Source organism: Christensenella minuta, assembly GCF_003628755.1.
GTDB lineage: Bacteria > Bacillota > Clostridia > Christensenellales > Christensenellaceae > Christensenella > Christensenella minuta.
This window is the reverse complement of sequence record NZ_CP029256.1, coordinates 204466-230254: the sequence shown is the minus strand read 5'-3', so window position 1 is coordinate 230254 and position 25789 is coordinate 204466. Positions and strand designations below refer to the sequence as shown.

The following is a 25789-nucleotide window of genomic DNA, read 5'->3' as shown; positions in this document are numbered from 1 at the left end:
ATAAAACTGCAAAATGCAGTTTACAATACTTTGGAAAGAAAATCTTGCAGCCTTGGGTTCCTCGGCGAATCAAAGAATTCCGTCGGCGGCGCCTGCTCGAGAACCTTACCCTCGTCCATAAACAGGCAGCGGGTTGCAACTTCCTTTGCAAACCCCATCTCGTGGGTGACAACAACCATCGTCATTCCTTCATCCGCGAGCGTATGCATGAAATCAAGCACCTCGCCAACCATCTCAGGATCCAGCGCGGATGTCGGTTCGTCGAAAAGCATAACATCCGGATTCATGGCAAGCGCACGTACAATTGCCACACGCTGCTGCTGTCCACCCGAGAGCTGCGAAGGATATGAATCTATTTTATCCGATAATCCGATTCTTTTCAAGAGTGTTTCTGCACGTTCCTGCGCTTCATCTTCCGTCATCAATCCCAGCTTCAGCGGCGCAAGCATAATATTCTGCCCAACCGTCTTGTGCGGGAACAGATTAAACTGCTGGAATACCATCCCCATTTTTTGGCGCACCTTATCGATATCCGTGTTTTTATCGGTCAAAAGCTTTCCCTCGAACCATATTTCACCGCTGGTCGGTATTTCCAGCATATTCAGGCAACGTAAAAATGTAGATTTTCCGCTGCCGGAGGGTCCGACGATCACGACTTTCTCGCCCCGCTCGATGTGCTCGTCAATGCCTCTGAGGACCATATTATCATTAAATTGCTTAAATAATTCTTTTACAATAATCATCGCGCACTCCTACCTCACATCGCTCCGGGCGAGTTTCTTTTCCAGTTTCCTAAGCGCCCATGTAATCAACATAACAATACCAAGATAAACAAGTGCAATAAAGATCAGCGGAACGAAAGCGTCCATTGTCCGCGAACGTACCAGCTCGGCGGCACGCGTCAAATCCGTAACCGCAACATATCCAACGATAGACGTCTCTTTAAACAGCACGATAAATTCATTCCCCAGCGCGGGCAGGATATTTTTGATTGCCTGCGGAAAAATAATGGTGCGCATCGTCATGCCGTTTGTAAGGCCGAGAGACCGTCCCGCTTCCATTTGTCCGCGCGGTACGGCCATAATGCCCGAACGTACGATCTCGGCAACGTAAGCACCGCTGTTAATACCAAATGCAAGCGCCGCAACATATGGCGCCATCTCGATCGGCGCAGCAGCAAAAATAATATAATACATAATCAGAAGCTGCACCAGCACCGGCGTGCCCCGAATCACCGTCAGGTAGATATCGCAGATGACGTTCAGCCATTTCAGGCGCTTATTGCGCAGCGCATTGACCTTCGCGATCGCAACAACCGATCCGATTACAACGCCCATTAACACCGCAATTCCAGCGATCATCAGGGTAACGAGCAGACCATCCAGGAACATCGTCCAACGGTCGTTCGCAATCAGTGTATTATAAATTTGTTGTCCAAGATTGTCAAACATATCCCCAAGCTCCATTATTTACCGTACACCGGCAACTATTTACCGCATTTTTTCAGGAAAACGCGCAAGCATGTATTATTATACTATACTTATGGAGAAAAAAAAAGTTTGCAGAAGAAAATTCTTCTGCAAACTTTTAAAAGTCGAGATTACTCAGCTTCTGAAGAAGTCCCCGAATACTGGTCGAAATGCTTCTGCGTCAAATCCTGAATATCGCCCTTCATATCAGCCAATACTTTGTTAATCACTTCCAGCAGGTCATCCGATTCGCCCTTCCGAACCGCCATCGCATACTGTTCCGTTGTGAGGACGTCGTCATACACCGTCAAACTGTCATTATTTGCCACAATGCTCTGTGCCGGCAGCTTATCCACAACTACCGCATCCAGCTTACCATTCGCAAGATCCATGCCCGCTTCAATTGCGCTCTTATACTGCTTTACGGTTGCTCCTTCCACCTCGTCCGATACAAAAAGGTCGCCCGTCGTTCCCAGCTGCACGCCGATTGTCTTTCCTGCAAGATCTTCCACCGTCGCACCCGCAACCTTCGGGTCGTCCTTCGTTACGATCACCATCTGATTGGACGTTGCATATTCATCCGAAAAATCAACGCTCTGCTGACGCTCTTCCGTAATCGTGTAGCCAGCCGCGATAAAATCGCCCTTGCCGCCGTTCAGCGCCGGAACCAGGCCGTCGAAATCCATATCTACAACCGTCAGCTTCACGCCCAGCTCGTCTGCGATTTTCTGTGCGATTTCAATATCCACGCCCGTCGGCTGATTGTCGTCCCCAAGGTATTCATAAGGAGGAAACTGTGCATTCGTCAGAAGCACGAGCTCACCCGCTTCCTTGATCTTATCCACTAGGCCGCCTGCCGCCGCGCCTTCCCCTGTCGCTTCCGCGCTTTCGGACGCGTCTGTAGACGGTTCTGCGGAAACAGCCTCGGAAGGCGCTTCCGACGCAGCCGTTTCCGGCGCAGAGCATGCTGCGAACACTGCCACAGCCATCAATACTGTCAGTACCAAAGCAATAATCTTTTTCATATCGTTCCTCCAATAAATATTTAAAACTTATAATGTATAATTATACATATATATCCAAGAAAATCAATACCTTTATACAAGAATATGAATATTTTTTAGTGATGCGATAAAGATTGTAATTTTTCCAACTCACATCCGAGTATCTCAACGCGATTTGTCCAATCATTCTTGCGTGCAAAGCACAGCCGTTCCTCTTCGCCTTTTAATCCGTCCCGTCCTTCAATGCATTCTTTCAAATACCCGACAAACCGTGAAGGTTCGTTAGATAGTAGTGCATATTCATTACGGTAGGGCATCAACTCCGGAATTTCCGTTGCAACTATTTTTTTCCCTGCTGACAGATATTCATAAAATTTAACTGGATTTGTAGCTTTAATCAAATCCCTGGACGCGTCAAATGGAATTACCGCAACGTCAAAAGACTTCAAATAACCGGGAAGCTCACCATAAGGTTTTTCTCCCAGCAACTTCACATTGGAAAGCTTTTCGAGCTCTTCTACATGTCCGTAGGTGTGGTTTCCAATCAGGACGAAATCATACTCCGGTAAATTTTTGGCAGCATATACCATGAGGCGATCATCAAACCAGTTGGAAATTTCTCCATAATAACCGACAACCGGTCTTTCACTTTGCTCCCGTTTTTCGTAAGCCTGATAAAAATGTGCAAACTCCGTACCATTACGCAATAGAAGGCAATTACTATTTTGCCGCTCAGCTTTGTCAAATAAATACGAAGACGACGCAAACACGAGATCACTGATTTCAAACATTTGATCAAAGCATTCATTCAACAATTCGGAATGTTCCAAATGGGTAAAGTCACGCACGTCATCCAAATAATCAAAGGCCACCGGAAACCCATAGCGCTTTTTCAAGCGGTGGCAGACAGGAGCCCATGTAGGATATTCTGATATTACAATTGCATTTTTAATGCCCTCCATTTTAACCAAAGCTTCTACTTTGGACATAATATCAAAAAGGTCCTTACTATTTGAGAGCCCGTTGATATTAGGCATCTCGTTCTCAAATGTAACAGAAACTAAATTACCCTTTTGTTTTCTGTTTCTTCCCAAAAACGTAGGGTTGATAAAATAAACCCGATATCCCTTTTGGGCAAGCCCCTTCGCTAAATGTTGCGGGCGTTGAAAACGGTAGGTCCAGTCAATCATGGCCAAAAAAATAATATCAAACGTTTTTTGGTTTTGTTTATCTTGAAAAATGGAGGACTGTTTTTCAATTTCTCGTTTTTCGGCCAAGGGTGGACCTGCCGGTGCATGAAATATTCTATTAAGGCATCTGTGAATACCTTTTGAAAAAGCCCGTGTAATTTTATTTTTTTGAGACAAATTATAATATTTTTGTAAAGCCCGGTATCCATGAGAAAGATAGATTTCATTCAGCTTGGCGCCAAATTCCTGTGCTGTATTTTTTAAAAGCTCAATTTCCTGCTCTTTCTTCCCAATTTCGATACATTTTATATCTAATATATTTTGTTTCTCTTCAAGAATCTGCTGATCTGCAACCAACAATTCATAGAGCGTTTCCGCATTGTCATAAAAATCGTCAATCCTTTTCCCTATCTTCCCCATTTTATGCCGCTCCAAATTTCATCTTAGCTTAAATGGCTGATCTTTTCCTTGGATGATATGCCCGCTGGAATAATCTTCACCATTAACTGAATAATAAATCGCATTTACTTCCTCTACATTATTCAAATAGGCATCCGCAATCGCTTCCAACACATTTCCTTCTCCTGAAGACCCCATATTTATATCATAAATGGAATTATCAAAATCAATAAATAAATTCCCCTCTGAAAGTACAATTGAATTCGCTTTGACTTTGTCCTCTCCAAAAATAACTGCATTTACAGCATCAAGGGCTGAAAAATTCCCCGCATCTTCGCCTATTTCATAAGTGCTCTCTTCTTCCTGTTGCGTCTCTTCATTGTGATATCTGACTATAATTTGCGCAGGATCATCATATGTAAATTCCTGCGGCGCCCCCGGAGTCTGAACCGGCATAGGAGAGGGGATTTGCGTTGTCTCAACCATCAATGTAGGTTCGGAGGTTACTGTTGACTGTACTGTTCCCTCCTTCTCTCCATCTATCGCGCATCCAATAAACATGAACATTCCGAAGATAATGGCCACCGCAAATGTAATTCCTTTTTTCATATGTCCTCGTCCTTTCAATTTTTTTTAGTATACCATATATCTGTCTTCACTCCAAGCGCCATGGAAAATGTATCATAAAATTTACAATTTCATGAATTTTTTGTGACATCATGAATTGATTTTTTGATAGGATTCCTGTATCCTAATATAGAGTATTACCAATTACTATGGAAAAAGAACAAATCGGGAGTATCGTGAATGAGAAAATATGCAAGAAAAAATTTTAGTTTTATTTTGGTTATCACTCTTGTTTTAGTGTTACTGGTTGGTATGATTCCCGCCCAGGCCAAAAGCAACAGCGATTTTGTTATCTTTTTACAGGCAGGCCATAGTCCATCGGCCAAAACTTCCGGAGCATCTGTAACCTATGATGGAAAAACCATCCGAGAAGATGATCTCAATGAAAAATTAACTTACTATACTTATCAGAAATTGACCGCGGCGGGTTATACAGTATATCTTACTAATCCCATTACACTCTATCCGAACCTCCCATCGGTGATTCAGACTCCTTGTCCTTCTAATCGTTCCCAATATGATTTAGATGTGATTTTGGATGCCATCCATAATCCCAGTAAATATAATTCAAAAATCACCTCTCAGCCGGACCTTGTGCTCTCCCTTCACCATAACTCAAGTGGTGATGGAACCGTTTCTGCCAGTAATCCTTCCGGTTGTATTACCTTTTATACGAACTGGGTTGGAAATCGTGATGGTGTTGGTAAATATGAAAGAAATCAAGAATCTGTTCAGCGTTCCTATGATTTTGCAAATATATTAAATAGTTCATTCCAACAATCCAGCTATCCTTCAAAAAGCAGTGTTCAGCTTAACAACAGCAATAACCATCTTACAAAGTATTCGCGTGTTCCTACGATTCTCTTGGAAGCTGGTTTTATGACAAATACCAATGATCTGACCGCTGTCCAGAAGGATAGCAATATGAGTATCATGGCTGACCGTATCACCAGCGCGGTAAATAGCTATGCTGCAAAATATCCCAATTCGATTCCACCATATTCATCGGAAAAAGATCCGCCGACAGCGACATGGTTCCAGCCGGACGAGACCACCAATTCCAAATTCATCGCCCAGGTCGGCGGCGTCACCGATAAGAGCGGCGTTAAGAGCGTCCTCTTCGAGGTATGGAACTGTTCAGCCGGCTACGGTTCTGCCAAGCAATACGCGGGTGTCAACACAGCCTCCGGCGTATGGGACGCTACCGTTGATATCAGCAAGTTCGGCAACAAATACGGTATGTATGGCGTTAATATCTACGGCACGGATGTACATGGCAACACCGGTTGTATGATGACCAAGTATGTCAATGTCATTGGAGACACCACTGCGCCGACAGCGACATGGTTCCAGCCGGACGAGACCACCAATTCCAAATTCATCGCCCAGGTCGGCGGCGTCACCGATAAGAGCGGCGTTAAGAGCGTCCTCTTCGAGGTATGGAACTGTTCAGCCGGCTACGGTTCTGCCAAGCAATACGCGGGTGTCAACACAGCCTCCGGCGTATGGGACGCTACCGTTGACATCAGCAAGTTCGGCAACAAATACGGTATGTATGGCGTTAATATCTACGGCACGGATAATAAAGGCAACACCGGTTGTATGATGACCAAGTATGTCAATGTCATTGGAGACACCACTGCGCCGACAGCGACATGGTTCCAGCCGGACGAGACCACCAATTCCAAATTCATCGCCCAGGTCGGCGGCGTCACCGATAAGAGCGGCGTTAAGAGCGTCCTCTTCGAGGTATGGAACTGTTCAGCTGGCTACGGTTCTGCCAAGCAATACGCGGGTGTCAACACAGCCTCCGGCGTATGGGACGCTACCGTTGACATCAGCAAGTTCGGCAACAAATACGGTATGTATGGCGTTAATATCTACGGCACGGATAATAAAGGCAACACCGGTTGTATGATGACCAAGTATGTCAATGTCATTGGAGACACCACTGCGCCGACAGCGACATGGTTCCAGCCGGACGAGACCACCAATTCCAAATTCATCGCCCAGGTCGGCGGCGTCACCGATAAGAGCGGCGTTAAGAGCGTCCTCTTCGAGGTATGGAACTGTTCAGCCGGCTACGGTTCTGCCAAGCAATACGCGGGTGTCAACACAGCCTCCGGCGTATGGGACGCTACCGTTGACATCAGCAAGTTCGGCAACAAATACGGTATGTATGGCGTTAATATCTACGGCACGGATAACAAAGGCAACACCGGTTGTATAATGACTCGCTACATTAAGATAGGTGACACTGAAGCGCCGACAGCGACATGGTTCCAGCCGGACGAGACCACCAATTCCAAATTCATCGCCCAGGTCGGCGGCGTCACCGATAAGAGCGGCGTTAAGAGCGTCCTCTTCGAGGTATGGAACTGTTCAGCCGGCTACGGTTCTGCCAAGCAATACGCGGGTGTCAACACAGCCTCCGGCGTATGGGACGCTACCGTTGACATCAGCAAGTTCGACAACAAATACGGTATGTATGGCGTTAATATCTACGGCACGGATAACAAAGGTAACACCGGTTGTATGATGACCAAGTATGTCAATGTCATCTATGATTCATCCCTATCTTATACAATTATGGGAGATTCAGGAACTACTGTAAATCAGATGATAAATTACTATTTAAATAGCGGCAAAACTTATCCTCAATATTATATAGACAGAAATGTCGATTTAGCGCAGTTCTGCCAAATATACTATGAAGAGGCAAAAGCTGAGGGGGTAAAGGTTGATGTTGCCTTTGCACAGATGATCTATGAAACAGGTTGGTTACAATTCGGTGGAATCGTGCCAGTCGAATACTTTAATTTTGCAGGATTGGGAGCTTTCGATAATAATAGTACCGGACAATGCGCAAACTTTGCCGAAAAGTTTGGCGATAACGCTACTGGTATCCGTATGGGTATTCGGGCGCAAATCCAGCATCTGAAATGTTATGCGTCTTCCGCAAGTCTGGTGAACTCCTGCGTAGATCCTCGATGGGATGCCGTAGTCAATATTTACGGAAGAGGTTCAGCACCTACATTAGGACAACTCTCTGCAAAATGGGCAACTAATACATCTTACGGCTATTCCATCATGAAGCTGATTAATTCTTTGAACAGCATGTCTAACACACTTTCCGCAAACACATTATCTCTGTTTGCACCGCCTGAGGCGGCTCCGAGTACATCGCCTGAGGCAGCTCCGAGTACATCGCCTGAGGCAGCTCCGAGTACATCGCCTGAGGCAGCTCCGAGTACATCGCCTGACGCAGCTCCGAGTACATCGCCTGAGGCGGCTCCGAGTACATCGCCTGAGGCGGCTCCGAGTGTATCGCCTGAGGCGGAATAAATAGATAAAAAAGAAAGACCAATCGTAGGATATCAAGGGATTACGCCGTCTGACTTCGTTTCTCGAACGGAGTCAGACGGTATTTTAGTTGGATACGCTCGTAATTGTAAAAATGTATGTAGTCGTCAATCATTTGCACAGCCTGTTCGAATGACTGGATTTTTTAGCAGCCAATACATTCCGTTGCAATCGTCGGATCAGTTGTTCCGGGTCTTTGGGATTCTTTTGTTTTCTCCTCCTTTTCAACAGTGCGGACTGGCGCTGCTAATCCGCTCCATCAATGAACTGACCATCGGCTAACACCATATTTTCGGCTCAATCCATGCGTGCTTTCCCCTGGTTCATATTCTTTTCACACTTGTGCCTCCATTTCTTCGCTGTAGTGATACATTCCTTTTTCCCTGACACACAAAAAACCTCCTATCATAGTTTCTATCCTACAATTGGAGGTCTTTTCTTTCAATGTCCTTTTTTCTTGGTTCGGGGTTTTTATATTACTTCATTATTTTATCTATCTGATTCTCAAAGCTTCCAGAATCTCCACCGCTTTATGATCCCATGAATTTTCCCGCGCCTCGGCCCTAAGCAACGCTAAATATTCCGGGTCATTTTTTCGTGCAAGTGCTCTGTCCAACATTTCAACATATTGCTCATAGCTTTTCGCTACCATAACCGAGCGATATTTTTCGCATTCAGGCATATCGGTCGTTACGATAGGTTTCTCCAAAGCCATATACTCAAATAGCTTAATTGGTGAGGTGGATTCCGAAATATCGTTTACCATAAACGGAATGGTCGCCACATCAAACCAACGCGCATATTGCGGTAGAATATTATAGTGTATTGTACCCAACAAATAAACATTCGTCAGTTTTTCGACCTCATCAAATTCCGGTCTGTTATGATACCGCGGGCCAATCAGAACATATTGATAATCTGGCCGCTGGTTTGCTACATAGGTAATCAGCTCTGTATCTGTCCACGTCGCAAGCGCCCCATAATAACCGATGATAGGCTTTCCCATCGCGACAATTTCTTCCATTTCCCGCGGAACCGCTCTTTCTCTTGCCTCCAAATGAGTAAAATGCTCTATGTCCACACCATTCGTCACCAACGCAACCTCTTTTTTTGCGGGGACTTTCTCACATACCTCTTGATAAAGTTTATCCGCTGAAGCAACAACCAATACATCTTTTGCATGAATCAAATAATTATGGCGCTGATAGGTTGCATCTGGAATTGCGTTGCCAGATATTTCCTCTGAAATAGCATCAATATATTCATATACGGTTCTATAAGCCCATCTTTGATTGCTTTTGATCCAATCAATAGACGACCAGTTATCTGTCGAATAGATATTATAAATAAGTTTTTTATTTTTTCTGGTAATAAGGCGTGCAATTTTTTCTAAAGAAGACCCGACATTTAATACATAACAGTTCTTCGATACTTCCTCACCGATTGGGATATGATCTGTCATATTTGCAGTAGAATAAAAATACAATACACCCGCTTTTCCTAAGGACCGTGCAATCTGCTGCGGCCTCTGAAAAAGCGGTACATGCCACTCAATCAAAGGTTGAAATAAAAAAACATATTCCCCATTATAGGCATCAAGAATACTTTCCACATAGGCAAGCAAGGCTTTTTCTTGCTTCTTTTTCCTTCTCCCATCCAATATCTTCTTTACTTTTCTGCCAACTGCCCGCACAGCTTTATGCCGCTCCGCAAAAGCGTAACACCTTTGCAGTACCTTATAGCCCATCGAATTGCTAATATTAGAAATATGATTCTCCATAGCATTCTGAGCAGCCGCCATTTTTTCTTTTGCTTTCTCCAACTCTTCCACACGTGTCGTCAGATAGGCCGAATGCTTTCGTTCACTGTCAAGATGTAGCTGAGAATAAATAAAATTCAGTTTTGTCTTATAAAGACAAGTGTTGTATTCCCGAAATAGATCCGCCATCCTTTCCATACGGAGATTTATCGGTGTTCTCAACTGCGCATCTATTACTTCTTTCTCCAGACTTACTTTCTCTGCGCTGCAGTCATCGGGTGCGTAAACCAATAATATCTGATACCCCGGCCAGCATATTCCCAGCGTATCAACAGCCCGATATTGTATCAATTTATATCCGCAGCGCTCCGTCTGGATATTTTCGCAATCGAAGTAAGATACATGCTCTTCAACGATATTATCAGTTTTCATTGTTTCCGCTTCCAGGAATGGAACTAGGATTACAATATATTTAGGCTCAATCTTCGCTAAACTATCAAACGCTTCCCACGGATTTTTAAAATGCTCCAACGTATTAGAACAAATTAAAACATGTTCGGGATATTCTGCCGAAAAAATATCGGCAACCTTAAAATCAAATTTAGGATATAGCTCTCTGGCCTGCGCAATGGCACGCTCTGAAAAGTCATAGCCACGCAGAAAACTTTCTGGGAATTCTTCATGTAGAATAGGAAGACTGTCGCCCGTTCCTCCGCTCACATCGCCTATCGAATATTTGCTTTTAAAGATATCTTCGCGGATATCCGCCGAAAGACCTTCCAACAAAATATAGGTGAAAAACTTTGTCTGTATTCTCCCGGCGCTTTCATCCCAGTCGCCGTCGAATCTCTCATTCCAGTATTCCTTGCTATTGATTTTCTCTTCGCTCATATTTTGCTCCAAGCTTATATTTTATTAACTGTAACATCATAATGCGGCAAAAATAATCCGTATATTGTATCTGGTGCATAATTTTTGATATATTTTGCGCCTTCAATATATTCATAATAAGATGTAGAAGCATTCTCCCTATCCTCAATCGCCACCACTAAAACATATTCACCCTTTGCCAGTCTATGATCCACACGGAAATCTACAACATATTCTGAAGCGCCCGCTTCAAATGTCATATCGATATCGGCAGTCGTACAAACCAAAATATCTGTTCCCTCCTGATTCTTGATCGAGATGGCGACACTGAGATTTTTATAGTTCAAATCTTCACGGCCTTCAAATGTTATCCTCACATGGAATGGCTGAAATATATCTGTATACATCAGTTCCTTTCCTTCGTCATCCAGCACTTTCGTATCTTTAATCAGCCCCATAAAGGTCCCCCAATGGGAAATAGGAGTATCCGTCTTTACAGCTTCCTTGATTACAGTTGAACGGTCTTTAATCTTTCCTTCCTGTGTTTCGAAACTATCGATTATATCACTCTCTCCCGTATACATAAATTCAGTATATTTTGCCGTAATATACAGAGGCTCACCGTCATCAATTATCTTTCCATTATTCATCCAAATAGCACGATCACAAAAATTGCGTACAACTCCTAAATCATGCCCAACATAAATAATGGTAACGCCTCTTTCTTTAAACTCTCGAAACTTATTAAAGGATTTGGCCTGAAACTTAATATCCCCGACGCTTAATATCTCATCGACAATCAAAACATCCGGATCAACATTAATTGCACACGCAAAAGCTAGCCTCGCGAACATCCCACTAGAATATGTTTTGACCGGCTGATGGATATGTTCGCCGATGTCTGCGAACGCGATGATATCATTGAGGCGTGCATTGATCTCATCATTTTCCAATCCCATAATCGTGCAATAAAAATAAATATTTTCAATTCCAGAATATTCCATATTGAAGCCTGTCCCAAGCTCCAAAAGTGAAGATATCCTACCTTTTACAGTCACTATACCTGAAGTCGGCGTCAATACTCCCGTAATAATTTTTAGTAATGTAGATTTCCCCGAACCATTCTTTCCTACGATTCCCAGTATCTCTCCTCCCCTAACTTTGAAGGAAACATCTGTAAGGGCCGAGAAATCAGTGTGATAACTCCTTTTTCTTATGCTAAAAGCCTCTTTGACCCTATCTATCTGATTTTCATACATCCGATAGGATTTTGATATATGTTCAACTTGTACTTTATATTCCTGCTCTTCCATCCGAAGCTCCTTATAATACATCCGCAAAATGGGGTTTCAGTTTATTATATATCGTAATTCCAATCACAAACAATATTCCAGTGAATATCCAGAAGTAAAGCGTGACCTCTCCATGCTCAAAGAACCATGCCCGTGACAGTAAACTGTCACGGTATCCCTCAATAATATAAAAGAAAGGATTCAAATTTTCGACCCAAGCATACCCTTTCAGGATACTCACCTGCCATGCGATAGGGGTCATCCACATACCTATCATAATGAAAATTCCAATAAGCTGATTCATGTCCCGGAAGAACACCATAACAGACGAAAAAATCAAGCCAATCGCAAACACTAACATAACAGAACAAAACATATAATAAATAAGCTGTATAGTATACAGGGTTGGAAAATACCCTAAACACATAGCAACCACAAAAACCAAAATCATAAAACAAATGTGGACAAACATAGAGGAAAATATTTTCACCAAAGGTAAAATATTAACATTAAAAATAACCTTTTTGACCAAATAACTATATTCTGTAAAACTATTGCTTGAAGAACTGATTGCTTCCGAAACAAATAGCCATGGAACAATTCCACATATGAACCATAGAGCATAGGGCACCCCATTCACAGGGCCACTGTTAAAAACAAAGCCAAAGACAAACCAATAGACAATAATCTGGAGCAACGGCGTTACAAAAGACCATAGATTGCCAAATATTGCACCGGCGTATCTCCTCTTTACGTCTTTTTTCGTCAGCGCAAGTACAAGGCGCCTATTTACAAAAATATCTGCAATAAAACTTCCTACATTCCGAAATATTTTCATGAAATTACTTTTCTTCCTTTGCCCACTTTAAAATCGCATCAATGATCCGCTCGCTTGCATGTCCATCGCCATAAGGATTGACTGCCTGAGCCATCTTGTCATATTCAGTGGCATCATTTATCAAATGTTCAGCTGCCGCAACAATATCTTCCTCCTTTACGCCAACAACGCGTACCGTACCCATTTCAACAGCTTCCGGCCGTTCTGTTTCTGTACGCATGACCAATACAGGTATCCCGAAATAAGGCGCTTCCTCCTGTAAACCGCCCGAATCCGTCATCACAAGAAAGCTGCGCGCCATCATGTTATGCATATCCGCCACCGAAACGGGGTCAAGCAATGTAATATTTTTTTTACCATCAAGATATGCAAATACCGTTTTTCTGACCGCCGGATTCAGATGTACCGGATACACAAAATGAATATCCGTATATTTCTCCGCCAGCCGGAGCACGGCTTTACATATATTTTCAAGAGGTTTGCCAAGATTCTCACGTCGATGTGCCGTCATGAGTACAAACCTTTTCTCTCCGAAAGGCAGGGTATTCAATGCTTCATTTTCAAATACATAAGTATCCCGCACCGTTGTCTTGAATGCGTCGATAACAGTATTGCCCGTCACAAATATATTTTTTTGGATATTTTCACAAAGAAGATTATCTTTATTTTGTGTAGTAGGAGAAAAATGCAACTCCGCAATATCGCCTGTAAGTGTACGGTTCATCTCCTCCGGGAATGGCGAATACTTGTCGTATGTGCGCAGCCCCGCTTCTACATGTCCAACCGGTATTCTACAATAAAAAGCAGCCAACGCCGCCGCAAAACTGGTCGTCGTATCTCCGTGTACTAAAACAATATCCGGATGACTGTCCTCAAGCACCTCTTTTAAACCGCAAATTACTTTAGCGGTAATATCAAAAAGCGTCTGACATCTGCTCATAACATTCAAATCATAGTCTGGCCTTATCTCAAATACTTCAAGTACCTGATCCAGCATTTGCCGATGCTGTGCCGTAATGCAGACTACGCTTTCCATCTCACTGCAAAGCTCCATCTCCTTTACAAGCGGACACATCTTAATTGCTTCCGGCCGGGTACCGAAAACGCTTAAAACTTTTATCATCTTTATTACCAATATCCTTTGCTCTTTATGTTTTACATTATACCATATTTTCTTCCTCCCGTCATTTCTCTCCTTGATATAGTGGTAATATATTTTATATCGATTGACCTTTTAAGTTAACTGCTACTCACCATTTTTCTTGAACCAAAGTGATTTATCACTTATAATTAGTTTAGCTTATAATAATATATTTTGAGGTTAATACATGAATCTACTCAAGCCGTCGCTTCGCAAACAATATACCGTATTTATCGTTTTTTTGATTTTAATGGTTCTATTTTGTATGCGGGGAATTGATTTGGAAAAAGATGTACCTAACCTTGGCCTTGCAATGTATCAGCCAATCGATGAAGGCGCTTACTCAACTGTTGCGATTAATTTAACCCATTATGGAGATCTTCATACCACAGCCGATGGATTTGAACTGTGGACGTCCCCTCATTTCCGTTCAAATGCTCTGGGAAACGCACTTCAGTATATATCTTTTCAACTATTTGGCAATAACTTCTATGGTATGCGTATGCCCTCTGTTTTCTGTGCAATCAGCATCTTTATTCTTCTAGCGCTTAGTATTCGAAATCTAAATCATCTATTGGGTGAGAATCAAAAAAAATATCGTGTTGCCTTGCTTGTAATTTTAGCATATCTGTGTGTAGATTTTATCTTTCTAACTGCAAGCCGTCAATTTGAGCCCAGTATTTTTCGTTGCTTTTTCACCTTGCTTACATTCTATATTTTCCTGAGGCAACGGCACTCTAACCGAATGCGTTACTTCTGGCTTGCCTTTTTAAGTGTGTCCTCAATTTTTTTTGTATATTTATCTAATTTTTTTGTTTTAGTCATTGGCCTAGCAATATGTATCGTCTTAATTCTCCGGAGAGATAGAAAAAAATGGATGTACGCATTTCTATTTTATTGTTTAGGCGCTGCTGCTGCTCTTTTCTTGGCAGAGTTGTACTATCGCATAGTTTGGAATACTACCGCTGTCCAAAATCTTTTTGATGCTTTCTCCACTTTTGCCCAGATACAAGATTATACGATTATTACGCAGAATGTATCCCCTCTATTATTCTTAAAGAATATAGTTGCTTTTTTCACTTCAAATATATTTTTTTATAATCCTCTGCTTTTAATTCTCACATTGTGGGCTCTGATTGTTAATATCCGTATTCTATTGAATGAGAAAAATTTGGAGTATGCTTTTATAATCGGCGCCATTTTGGGCCTTTTGCTCCAAACTACCTTTTCAGAAGATTATATTATGCGCAAAAGCATTGTAATCTTTCCTTTACTATTTATCAATATTATGCTTGCTTTTTACAAAACAGAATCTTTTCGTCAAATGCTTCAACACAAAAAAAATATAGTAACTCATATGTTATTTGCTCTCTTTTCTGTTGTTGTCATTTTAATTCTCTGGAAAGCATTTCGCGTACGTTTTGATGTATATGCCGCTGATTTTTCAACTCCCGATTTGAATATTTTAATTCTTTCTTCCATTATACAATGTAGTGCTGGTCTATTATGTCTTTACTGTACGTTCCTTAAAAAAACGTCTATCAAAAAACTGGGATATATTGCGCTGGCTATTGCTTTGTTTGGCTCCTTTTTTATTAACATCTATTTTTCATTCTCACAAGTGTATTGCAATCAGCAGTACACAGAAAAGCAAGTTGCCATTGATCTGGGCAATGCGGTTCAATCCAATTATGTAATGGGGCCTTATGTATATGAATATTCACTCTATAATGATATTTATCCGCTTGTTACTACACAGCTTCAGAAGGCAGAATATGCAAAGTCTCCATTGATACAATACTATTTTGACTATGCGGCCTCAAGCTATGAACAGCATCTGAATGAACAGATATTTGCCGAAAGCGGTTACGGTTTCAAATTGTTCCGTACATTCTCGCGTTCATTTGTTCAACGTGGATTAGATGGAACTGTGGGATTATATAGAAAGGTTCCCGCTCAAGTAAATAAGCCATAAATCACTTTGGTTTTCTGCTTTTTTTTCTGTTATGTATTCCTCTCCAAATAATAGTAGCGGCTCCCGTTACAATAATCAAAAAGCTAAGGCCTACTTTAATCCCCAATGGCTTTTTAATTACCTGTATTTGACTATCATCAGGATACACATAAATACCCGCATATCTTCCATTTACTTTGATTGGCTCCCTTGATTCTCCATCAATTAAAAATTCTTTTATATCATCGTATACGTGCTCTGTACTAAATACGACTGGCTGTGTCACTTCTATTTCCCATTGATTATTTTTTCTCTCTTCCTTAAACGTTTTTACCGGATCATCTACAGGGAAAATTTTTAATTGTTCAATAGTATAAATTCCCTCAGGAAAGGATAAAATAAGATAACCTCCCAGTGTACTTTCTTCTTGTGCTTCAATTTCTATCAAATAATGCTTTGTTTCGGGTAATACCGACACACTTGTCACCATATCTTCCCCACAGCGTGTTGCTTCCTCTTTTATTATAAAATTAATGTAGGATTCTTCTTCGCTGGTAATAAAGCAATCAATGAGGAATTTTTGACTGGATGAATAGATTGGTATTGCAATCTGAACATATTCATCTGATTGGAGGTGATAAAAGGTTTCAGGGCTTCCTACCCCGTTATTTTCTTGTCCTGCATAATAATAAATTATATCACCCGAATCATAGTATGTTTCGTCTATGTTTTCAGTATCAAAATGGGATAATAAATTTTTTGCCGAATGCGCTTCATTATCTTCCAAAACAGCTGTATTAAATGCTAAATAATACTCTTCTCCAAATAATTCTTCCATTGCTTCAGTCTCACTAATATATTGATCCATAATTTTCCCACTACTGTTTTTCGTTACTGCCACTAAATTTGAATCTTGTCCAAAAAGCTTTTCGTATTTATCCTCTGTGTAATACCACGCGCCCGGACATACGAATATTTGGACGACAATTACAGCTGTGAGACAGCCTAATATAATCCCAAGGCAGAAGCCCTTTTTAATTTCTCCCCACTTCGATATCTGGCAGGCAAGATAAATAACCGATTCTCCTATTGCCAGTAAAACAATCCCCATAAAAGCAAAGCTATCTAGTTTCCCACCAATATAACGGCTCCCCCCTCCCATCTCAGCATCTAAAAACACCTTAGGCATTATCATTACTATCATAAAAAATAAATATACATAATTTAAAATTTTATTTCTTTCATTGCTATCTAATAATAACACAATAGGTATGATAAAAAATACTAATACATAAGATATACTCATTCCGGGAAATCCCGCAATAAGGGCGGCTCCAACAGCAGCAACTTTCCACCTTTCTTTTAAAATAAATAACGAGATTATTGCCAAGCCTGTGAGTAGCCAATTGAAAAATTGGGCAGCAGATTGTAGATTGGGTATATCCCAACCTAACATCTCATTTATATACATAAAACTTTTAGAAAAATTCAATTGCCCACCAAAGGTCATAGCTGTTCCTTGGCTGGAAGACACTCCCATTAATTGCTTGATAAATAGTTTCATACTTTCAAAACCATTAAACATGAAGAAAGGTAATACAAATAAAACTATACAATATACAATCAAGCGAAGTATTTCTTTCCACCGCTTGTCCCGCAGCAACAGAACACCGAATACAATCGGATATATCTTTACAGCAAATGCTACCGCAAGGCAAATCAATGCCAATTCGCGTTTCCATTTTTTTTCCGAATCATATAGACTAAAGTAGAGAATAGAGCTAATCAATGCAACAAACAGAATATTCCCTCTCTCGAACAGAAATAAAACAGGACTAGAAAGTAATAATACTGCAATAAATAAAATCTTTTCCGATAATTTTCCCCCTTTAAATCTTTCCAAGGCAATAATGAAAATAATAAAGGTAATAGCTGCATAAAGTATAAAGGGAATCCAAAATCCTTGAAATAATTTCAACTCTTCGGGCTGTGCTGCTGGAGTTGCATCAATAATTATTTCCTGAAAAACATTAGGAGAAATCATATGCAGTATTGCCCGATAAAATATGGTACATAAAGGTGGATAAATAATGCCCGCATCCGCATAAGGATCAACTGCAGTATTTACCACGCTATTAAAGAAATCCATAAACGTATCATGGATGTCTATATATAATATGGAGCCAGCAGCCGCCCCCCTCGTTATGAAATACGTACAAAAAAACACAAAAATCGCAGCAATCATTGCCACGTAAAATAACAACTTGTAATAAGTTTTTTCACGATTCCGAGACTGCATTTCCATAGTTATTTATCCTTCTACTGGTTTCCGGCGCCTCATTTTAAATTTAATTCGAGCCCAACCAGTTATTGCTTCCAAATTAAGTGTCACAACAAGAATAAACAAACTTACTTTATCGACCAATGTAGACACCGGGAAATCCCCAAATAGGTAGCCCCAGGGTTTAGAAATCATAATAAGTATCATTAACGTTAGAATAATGTAAGAGTAGATACTATTTTTACATTCCTGCTTCAAAAATAAAATGATTGGTATTGCCAAAAATGAAAGAACATAAAGCGGCGCAATAGCCATAACCCCTATTGCACTACACAATAAAAGTAAAACTCGCTTCCACATTTTATTCGTCAAAAACGCTGAAACAATACTTATTCCCAGAATAACATAAGCCCACGGTCCTACATAGTCGTATTGGACCATATATCGTATATCTCCTATATTTTTTTCATATCCGCAGAATAATTGATGCAGGATTTTGCCTATCTCTTGATATTGGCCTAATAATAAATATGGAAGTATAAATATTAATATACTGTATAAAAGCGCACGCACAAAACACCAATATCTTCGTTCACACAGTAGCAATACCGTAATTACCAACAGAAATGGTTCTAAGGCAACCGCCGCTCCCAAACAGATCAAAGAAATTTCTACTTGCCACTTTGGAGTTGTATCATGCCATACAAAAAAAATTAGAAGTAAAATCAGTGCGAACAAAACTATATCCGCACGTTCAAGCATAAATAGAAATGGCGAAGAACTTATTAGCAAAAAAACTGTTAGCCATTTTTCGTTAGGGCGTCCATTCTTCATATAAAACAAGAGGAAAGCTATAAGTAAGATGCCTATAGACATACATAATAGTAATGGGAACATAAATTGCTGATAAAGTATTACCGTTTTTTCTCCAACTATGTCATAAACGTTGTGCTGCAAGATGTCAAAAATTGTTTCTGAAGAAATGGGAAACGCAATCGCGCTAAAAACAAGAGCCCCAAATGCCGTTAAACTTTCCAAATTTCTCACAGGGTCTATCGCAGCATTTGCAAGTGGTTCAAAGAAATTCATAAATGTACCACCGCTTTTTTCACTATCCGCAAAAAGCATGTCTATATTCTGTCCATGCGTAATAAATAGCCAAACGAACAAGCCGATCAAGCTTATTAACATAGTAATATTAAAATAACTTGTATATGAAATTTTAACCTTCTGCTGTTTTTCCGAAAAAAACTGCCTTTTCATTATTTCCTTTTTTATAGCTTTTCGGCAGAAAACTAAAGCTCCTATAATATATTTATTCCTGTCATTGCGCCAAGATGCTTAAATTTAAGCATCTTGAACTATTATAGTATAACTACATTTTATAGTAAAGTCTACGCGCTAATTATAGTATGATGTACAATGTCAAATGATATGTTACACATCGGAATCAATATCTTTGAAGTATTGAAGCAGAGACTTTCCGCCCAATACGATCAGCGGAAAACGGTTGTCGTTTCTCTGGTAACGTTTCAGTTGTGTATTTGAGCTTCGCTCCCATCCTCATAAAACCTCTCCTGGTCAATCCTGTGCCATCTCCGGACTTTGCCGACATCACGACGTCACCACAATTTGTAGAGCACTTTCGCGAGATCATTCGAGATTTAAACAGAAATCCACAACCTGTTTTAACTACCGCCAATGCGTTAGCAGCCATGAAAAATTTAATGCCTGAAGAATATGAAGCGTTTATTCAGACATATAATCTTGTGGCGCCCTGAGAATTTTACTCAGAAATTTTTCAATACTATATTCCGGCATATTAGTCTCTTATTTATCTTTTCAAAATAAAGTAATGCCGTTCTGTTTCCGAATATTGGTGAGCATTCTTGAAGATAAATTCACTTTCATGTATATGGAAACCTTTTTCGAGCAGAGGCTTAAATAATTCCACATATTCCTCTTCTTTTCTATAGATAACACTATAATTGGCGCAAAGGCTATCGGAATAAAACTGATTCAACGTAAGCCTCTTTTCCACGCCGACAGGATCCGTTGTGAAAATAGTACATTGCGGAGCCAAAATTTTATTTAGATCTTTTAATCCTTTTGTCAGGCTTTCATCGTTGATATACATAATAACTCCTGCTAAAATCACCTTGCTATAAGACCCTCTTGCACAAATTTGCTGATTTTGTGTAATTTCTTGAAAACATGCGTTTATAAATTCATACTCTCCTTCACAGGTAATCCGTTCCCGTGCTATCCCAAGCAATTCGTCCGAGAAATCGACGCCAATATATCTTTTGCACATTGGTATGATGGCTTCGCCTAATCTGCCAATTCCGCAACCGATATCAAGAACATTATCTTCTTTTGTGATATTCATTTTAGGAAGTATATTTTCTTTCTCAAAAGCGTCCCATTTTTTTACATATTCGGGATCAGAATCATTACACTGTATCGATACATACGGATTCTCTTCAGAATACTTGCTTTTTCGTTCATTCCAGAAATTCTTAACATTTTCAACGTCTATATCAATTTTCTCTCCATATACTCTTTTCATTCGCCTTTACTTCCTCTCTTTTATTTCTGGGTTGCATCCACAATATTGTAAATATGCTCGCGTGTAATCGGCTGTGCCTCGTTATTTTTTTTCTTAATTCTATCAACAATGAAATCATATTGTTGCATAATGTTTTCTAGCTTTTTCATGCAATCGGACAACAAACTTTTAATATCATCATACTCTCTGATATCTATCAATAACTCATTTAACCCATATAATTTTTTAAAAATCCCTTCATACTTTCTCCCATAGGAGAACACTAAAGACGGAGTTTCACATTCAAGGCAGGAAATTGCCGGGTGCATCCGCTCCGCGATCAATAATCTGCTCTTACGGATCATATATCTGATCTGCGCTGGTAAGACAGGTTCCTCAACCAGTAAAATATTCTCCTTATCCGCTACGGCTTGATAAATTTCCTTCGTGATAGCCAAATCTCCGCCTATCATATCATCCCACACATGCGGCAACAAGATCAATTTGTATCCTTTGTTCAATAAGCACCTGCAAAGCTGAATATTAAATTCTATGAACTCTTCCCTGCTTATTTTTTTAGCATGCCTATACATCAATTCACTGGGGCATAGAATTATTGTATTTTCTTTTGTTATTGCTTTACTATCCTCTTTTGCCAAAGGCAACAGTGCAAGATCGGTCATTTCTACAATGTTAGAAAATCCATATTTTTTGAGATAAAGATAAGATTCATGCTCCCTTAAGGAAATCATATCCATTAATCCAAAAAGGCTAAATGCCCTGTTTCGAGTAAATTTTCTTTTGAATGGTCCTATGCTCTGTCCAACTAAAGCCATATATGTTTCCTTTGGCTTCATAGCGTCCGTATAGCATAATTGCCGATACAAATATTTCATTCCATATATCTCGGTATAATCGTCGCCTCCAAACACCAAAATCTTATCCATTTTTTTCATCAGATCAGAATACACATCCACATGAAATATTTTTTTCAGAATAAATGACCGCATAACAGAATTATTGCGAAACAATTCCGCGCCTTTGATATAGAAGATTTGTTCTCCCAAACCAGTAGCTTCTTTTATACGATTTATATGAACCTCATCTTCTGCCACTACATAATATTGAATCTCCGGATCTTTCTGATGAGAATAGTGTATAAAATTTTCAACCATCATCATAGAGCCATAATTATAGGTATTGCATGCTTCAAGTAAAAGTAAATTCACTTTTATCCTCCCAGTACCCTATTATACATTTTTACGATAAAATCTCTTATTTTCATCTTCTTGTCAACAAACAGTGTAATTTCGGAAAGAGGTTTCCCGTCACCTAACCACTGCAATACGCGTTCCCGATATTTTGGCTTTTTCATAATTCCCTTATGCTTTCCATCTTTCAGTTTATAGATCAATTCATAAGGGACGTTTTCCATGACTACTTGATCTTTCAGCTGAGCGCATACTTGCCTTCCCCGTTCCGTTACCGCCAGTATCATGGATACGCCTGTGTTATTATCCGCAAATTTATTCCCCCAGAAATCTGCTACCCGGATATCTGCGTATACCTTGTTAAAACGAAACCCACATGTATAGCAATCGTTCATAAGCGTGGTCCCAGATAAAAATAGATCCATAAACGGATCGGCCTTATCTTTCCCAAAATACTCGTCTTCTCCATTGGAAAGCCGCATCAAAAAAGTATGCCAGCCCATTTTTTTGCTTCGGAATTCCACTGATTTAAATTTTTCTATATCCATTTCCTGCCGAATGGTCTCAAGATAGCGCTCCCATAATAAATATCCGGGGATTCCGCCACAAAAAAAATCAATCAGCAAAAAATTTTCTTCCATATTATGCTTTCGAATATATTGGCGCATACTATAAATCTGGCAAGGCGTTCCGATAAACACATATTTCTGCTTTGTTCCAAGCTGGTTTAACGCCTCAAGAGTATAGCTTTGGATATACTTGGATCCTGTAATCTGCCTAATTTGCTCTTCATTGTCTATCACTATGTGCTTCGCAACATCTTTTTCACAATCATAGGTAACGCCGACTATTTTGTAACCCTGCTGCAAAAAAAACTTCGATATCTCATATGCGATTCCGCCTGAAGTAGAATTTTTCAGTACTTCTGCATCTTTACTATAACCATAATAACAAGAAGCGCCTGAGATATTAAATTCAGGCGTTTCAACACGAAATCGCGGGCATACCTTTTGGCAGGCACCGCAATCAATGCACTCCCCGATCAACTCAGCCCTTAAATATCCGTATTCATCCAGCTTTACATCAAGACAGTTGACAGGACACTCCTTTGCACATATAGCACATCCTATACACTCATATTCGGATTTTTCAAAAATATTTTTCACTTTTCACTCCGCTGATTTATGGGACAATTGTTTCTGATAGTCCTTAATTCTTTCATAGTCTTCAATGTAATCGACCTCTGCCCAAAATCCTTCTGTTAGTTCTTTTACATAAATATCGGTTTCTCCACTCAAGTCGTATAAAACATCTTCCCACCAAGCCTCATGCTTTTGCTGGCTTATCATAAACTCCAAATGCTCTTTGAATGTTGGAATGAATTCTCTGCCGATTTTTGCAATTCCTATATACTCTCCTGTTATATCATTTCCCGTAAGATCTTTTCCATATTTCAACAGCAGATCGTTTTCATAGCATAATTTATAGTCCGCTTCATCTTTTCTGCTGCTGTCCGCAAAAAGAACCGGAGAGGCTTTTTCCCCCAGAATACTCTTGAGCATGCATTCTTCCATGAAAAGATCGCCGTTCATTATCATCAGATCATCTTCTGTACTTATAAAATCTTTTGCGAACCACGCAGAAGCAATGCTGTTCGTCACATCAAAAAATGGATTATAGAAAAACTCAACTTCATACTTTTGGATTTCTTCCATAATCATTGTATGCTGATAGCCCACTGCTACCCCGATATGACCGATCCCTGCTTTTTTTAGAAGTTCTACCGTGTGGGTAATCAATGGTCTGTCTCCGATATGAACCATAGACTTTGGCTGCCCACTCAGAGCGCGCGCAATTCGCGTCCCTTTTCCAGCCGCTAAAATCAATGCCCTCATGACCTGCTTCCTTCCTCTACTCTTTTTAATGCTGTCAGCAGTCTTGCATTATCCTGCCTTGTAATTGCCCCAATATGACCAACCCTAAAAACCATATCCTGTAATTCCCCTCCGTTCGGGCAAATAAAAATGCCATAATCGTTCTTGAGCGCTTCAAAGACATATTTAGCGCTTAAATGATTGCACTTAAGGGGAGTCAGCGCATTTGATAAATTGAAATGCAATAGCTCAAAGGACGGAATAGTTTGGATTCCCCTACGAAAATCTTCCGCTATTTCCTTTGTGGAATCAATTGCTCTTTCAACGCCTTGCTCCAAAAGCATATGAAGTTTTGCATTCAATTGCAGGAGTATACTTACTGCGGGTGTAAAGGGTGTTTGCCCTCTTTCACCATTTTCCAAATAGCTCTTAAACGCAAAATACAAAGATGATACCTCATTTTGACGAACAATTTGCTGAGCTTTTTCTCCTAATAGTACGAACGCCATTCCTGGTGGCAACGCTAATGCTTTTTGCGAGCCGATAATTAAAGCATCTATTCCCTCCTCTTTCATATTCAAAGGATCTGCCAAAAAAGAGCTGATCGCGTCAACGATTAAAAGGCAGTTGTTTCTCCGGCAGAATCGTTTGATTGCCTCCATATTATACAAAACCCCTGTCGACGTTTCGTGCTTGTTTACTAAAACAGCCGTTATTTTGGCATCGTCAAATTTTTCCAGCATCTCGTCGCTTATGTTTTGGCCCACATCCAATTTGACCTCATTCACCGGAATGCGTTGAAGCTGGCAAAGCTGTTTAAAACGCGCTCCAAAACTTCCGCCATTAATCACAAGAACGTTATCCTGCTGGCCCAAAAGATTCATAACGGTTGCTTCCATCGCCCCGGTTCCCGAGGAAGTTAAAAAGACCACCCGCGCGTCATTTTCAGCTTTCGTACAGTATTTAAGCAATTTTTCATTTTCCAACATCAATTCAGAAAACTCTTCTGTACGAAAATATGGAATTTGTTCTGCGCCAATCTTCAAGACTTCCTCTTCCATCATGACTGGCCCTACCGCAAAATTAAGCATTTTGCTTCTCCTTCGCTACCATATACAAATTTCTTCGCTAGCGCCACAATGCATCGTCACCCTTTCCTGTTCAGGGGGAGGCGTCATATAATCTCCGTACAATTGTGTCAATATCCCGTCGTAGCCTTTTGGAATACTGAATTCACATCCATCTATTATACCAACAGAATCTTTTTCATACCACTCTTTCTCAAAAACGCAGCCAATTTCATTGATTGTATAATTGGATATAAACGCCTTTTCACTTTCCTTGGAATTCTCTTTTTGCGCTATTTTCTCGTATCGCTTCATCAGATTCGGCACTGCAAACAATTTCCCTATTTTAGAAAAAAAGCCAATCACCAGCTTTTGCATAAAGCTATATTTCTTATAATCTATCTTATAGCGGTGTCCCATCAGCATGGCATAAAACATCTTGAGGAGATACACATTTTTTTTATGTGCTGTTTTGCTTTCGGCTACATTATCCAATAAAAATATGTCTAAAGAAATACGGTGAGACATATTACCATAATAAGCGGTCTCAGCATTTTCATGCTTTAACCTGCTGTTCATATATACTATTCTTGGAATGCAATCAAAAAATGCGTCATTCGGCAGTTCTTCCGGTAATATGAACCGAAATTCTTTTCTTAATTCCTGATCCACAATTTTCGAAAAGCGTTCAAAATCGCTCCTCGGCATAACAATATCCACATCGTCATCCCAAGGGATGAACGATTGTTCGCGCACTGCCCCAAGTAAAGTTCCCGCATCCAAAAAATATCTAATATGATGCTTTTCGCATATTCGCTTTACTTCCAATAAAAGCTCCATATTCACTTGGTGAATCCGTTCGATTGGTTCCATACTTCTCCCCTATCATTTAACTACTATTA

Annotated in this window: 20 protein-coding genes; 2 read left to right on the top strand and 18 right to left on the bottom strand. The window is 40.3% G+C overall.

Going from position 1 to position 25789, the window contains the following annotated elements; all coding sequences use genetic code 11:
- Positions 1-20: 20 nt before the first annotated feature.
- The 5 genes from B1H56_RS01130 to B1H56_RS01110 form a co-directional block, all read right to left on the bottom strand.
- Complete coding sequence (locus tag B1H56_RS01130; protein WP_066520096.1) at positions 21-743, bottom strand: amino acid ABC transporter ATP-binding protein; 723 nt, start codon at positions 741-743, stop codon at positions 21-23.
- Between the two features lie 9 nt (positions 744-752).
- Positions 753-1466 (bottom strand): amino acid ABC transporter permease, encoded by a 714-nt coding sequence (locus B1H56_RS01125; RefSeq protein WP_242862173.1) that lies wholly within the window; start codon positions 1464-1466, stop codon positions 753-755.
- Positions 1467-1600: 134 nt separating this feature from the next.
- Positions 1601-2494: a transporter substrate-binding domain-containing protein gene (locus B1H56_RS01120; RefSeq protein WP_066520088.1), complete on the bottom strand. Its 894-nt coding sequence runs from the start codon at positions 2492-2494 to the stop codon at positions 1601-1603.
- A gap of 95 nt (positions 2495-2589) precedes the next feature.
- Positions 2590-4083, bottom strand: coding sequence for a glycosyltransferase (locus tag B1H56_RS01115; protein ID WP_066520086.1), 1494 nt, complete (start codon positions 4081-4083; stop codon positions 2590-2592).
- Between the two features lie 18 nt (positions 4084-4101).
- Positions 4102-4671 (bottom strand): hypothetical protein, encoded by a 570-nt coding sequence (locus tag B1H56_RS01110; protein ID WP_066520076.1) that lies wholly within the window; start codon positions 4669-4671, stop codon positions 4102-4104.
- Positions 4672-4869: 198 nt separating this feature from the next.
- Here B1H56_RS01110 and B1H56_RS01105 point away from each other — a divergent pair, with 198 nt between their 5' ends.
- On the top strand, positions 4870-8034 hold the full coding sequence (locus B1H56_RS01105; RefSeq protein ID WP_121418950.1) for a GBS Bsp-like repeat-containing protein: 3165 nt from the start codon (positions 4870-4872) through the stop codon (positions 8032-8034).
- 40 nt (positions 8035-8074) lie between these two features.
- Here B1H56_RS01105 and B1H56_RS01100 read toward each other — a convergent pair whose 3' ends face one another.
- From B1H56_RS01100 to wecB, 5 genes are all read right to left on the bottom strand, one after another.
- Entirely contained in the window at positions 8075-8194 is a 120-nt protein-coding gene (locus B1H56_RS01100) for an IS3 family transposase (protein WP_278287619.1), read from the bottom strand.
- 351 nt (positions 8195-8545) lie between these two features.
- Positions 8546-10702: a glycosyltransferase gene (locus B1H56_RS01095; RefSeq protein ID WP_066521958.1), complete on the bottom strand. Its 2157-nt coding sequence runs from the start codon at positions 10700-10702 to the stop codon at positions 8546-8548.
- A 14-nt stretch (positions 10703-10716) separates the two neighbouring features.
- Positions 10717-11994 carry an ABC transporter ATP-binding protein gene (locus B1H56_RS01090; protein ID WP_066521961.1) on the bottom strand — a complete coding sequence of 426 codons (1278 nt, stop codon included), beginning with the start codon at positions 11992-11994 and terminating at the stop codon, positions 10717-10719.
- Positions 11995-12004: 10 nt separating this feature from the next.
- The gene (locus B1H56_RS01085) at positions 12005-12811 is read right to left on the bottom strand and encodes an ABC transporter permease (protein WP_066521963.1); all 807 of its coding nucleotides are present in this window, start codon (positions 12809-12811) and stop codon (positions 12005-12007) included.
- Between the two features lie 4 nt (positions 12812-12815).
- On the bottom strand, positions 12816-13934 hold the full coding sequence (wecB, locus tag B1H56_RS01080; protein ID WP_066522255.1) for a non-hydrolyzing UDP-N-acetylglucosamine 2-epimerase: 1119 nt from the start codon (positions 13932-13934) through the stop codon (positions 12816-12818).
- 205 nt (positions 13935-14139) lie between these two features.
- Between wecB and B1H56_RS01075 the strand changes: the two genes are divergently transcribed.
- Entirely contained in the window at positions 14140-15927 is a 1788-nt protein-coding gene (locus B1H56_RS01075; protein WP_066521967.1) for an ArnT family glycosyltransferase, read from the top strand.
- Between the two features lies 1 nt (position 15928).
- Here B1H56_RS01075 and B1H56_RS01070 read toward each other — a convergent pair whose 3' ends face one another.
- The 8 genes from B1H56_RS01070 to B1H56_RS01035 form a co-directional block, all read right to left on the bottom strand.
- Entirely contained in the window at positions 15929-18211 is a 2283-nt protein-coding gene (locus B1H56_RS01070) for a glycosyltransferase family 87 protein (protein WP_066521969.1), read from the bottom strand.
- 6 nt (positions 18212-18217) lie between these two features.
- Positions 18218-19450, bottom strand: coding sequence for a hypothetical protein (locus tag B1H56_RS01065; protein WP_066521972.1), 1233 nt, complete (start codon positions 19448-19450; stop codon positions 18218-18220).
- Between the two features lie 571 nt (positions 19451-20021).
- Positions 20022-20756, bottom strand: a complete 735-nt coding sequence (locus tag B1H56_RS01060; RefSeq protein ID WP_066521974.1) for a class I SAM-dependent DNA methyltransferase — start codon at positions 20754-20756, stop codon at positions 20022-20024.
- 20 nt (positions 20757-20776) lie between these two features.
- Positions 20777-21964 (bottom strand): polysaccharide pyruvyl transferase family protein, encoded by a 1188-nt coding sequence (locus B1H56_RS01055; protein WP_066521976.1) that lies wholly within the window; start codon positions 21962-21964, stop codon positions 20777-20779.
- A 2-nt stretch (positions 21965-21966) separates the two neighbouring features.
- Positions 21967-23112 (bottom strand): Coenzyme F420 hydrogenase/dehydrogenase, beta subunit C-terminal domain, encoded by a 1146-nt coding sequence (locus B1H56_RS01050; protein WP_066521977.1) that lies wholly within the window; start codon positions 23110-23112, stop codon positions 21967-21969.
- Positions 23113-23115: 3 nt separating this feature from the next.
- Positions 23116-23841 carry a phosphocholine cytidylyltransferase family protein gene (locus tag B1H56_RS01045; protein WP_066521982.1) on the bottom strand — a complete coding sequence of 242 codons (726 nt, stop codon included), beginning with the start codon at positions 23839-23841 and terminating at the stop codon, positions 23116-23118.
- Positions 23838-24911, bottom strand: coding sequence for a pyridoxal-phosphate-dependent aminotransferase family protein (locus B1H56_RS01040; RefSeq protein ID WP_066521984.1), 1074 nt, complete (start codon positions 24909-24911; stop codon positions 23838-23840). The genes B1H56_RS01045 and B1H56_RS01040 overlap by 4 nt, the downstream gene beginning before the upstream one ends.
- A gap of 15 nt (positions 24912-24926) precedes the next feature.
- The gene (locus B1H56_RS01035) at positions 24927-25760 is read right to left on the bottom strand and encodes a LicD family protein (protein WP_066521986.1); all 834 of its coding nucleotides are present in this window, start codon (positions 25758-25760) and stop codon (positions 24927-24929) included.
- Positions 25761-25789: the final 29 nt, after the last annotated feature.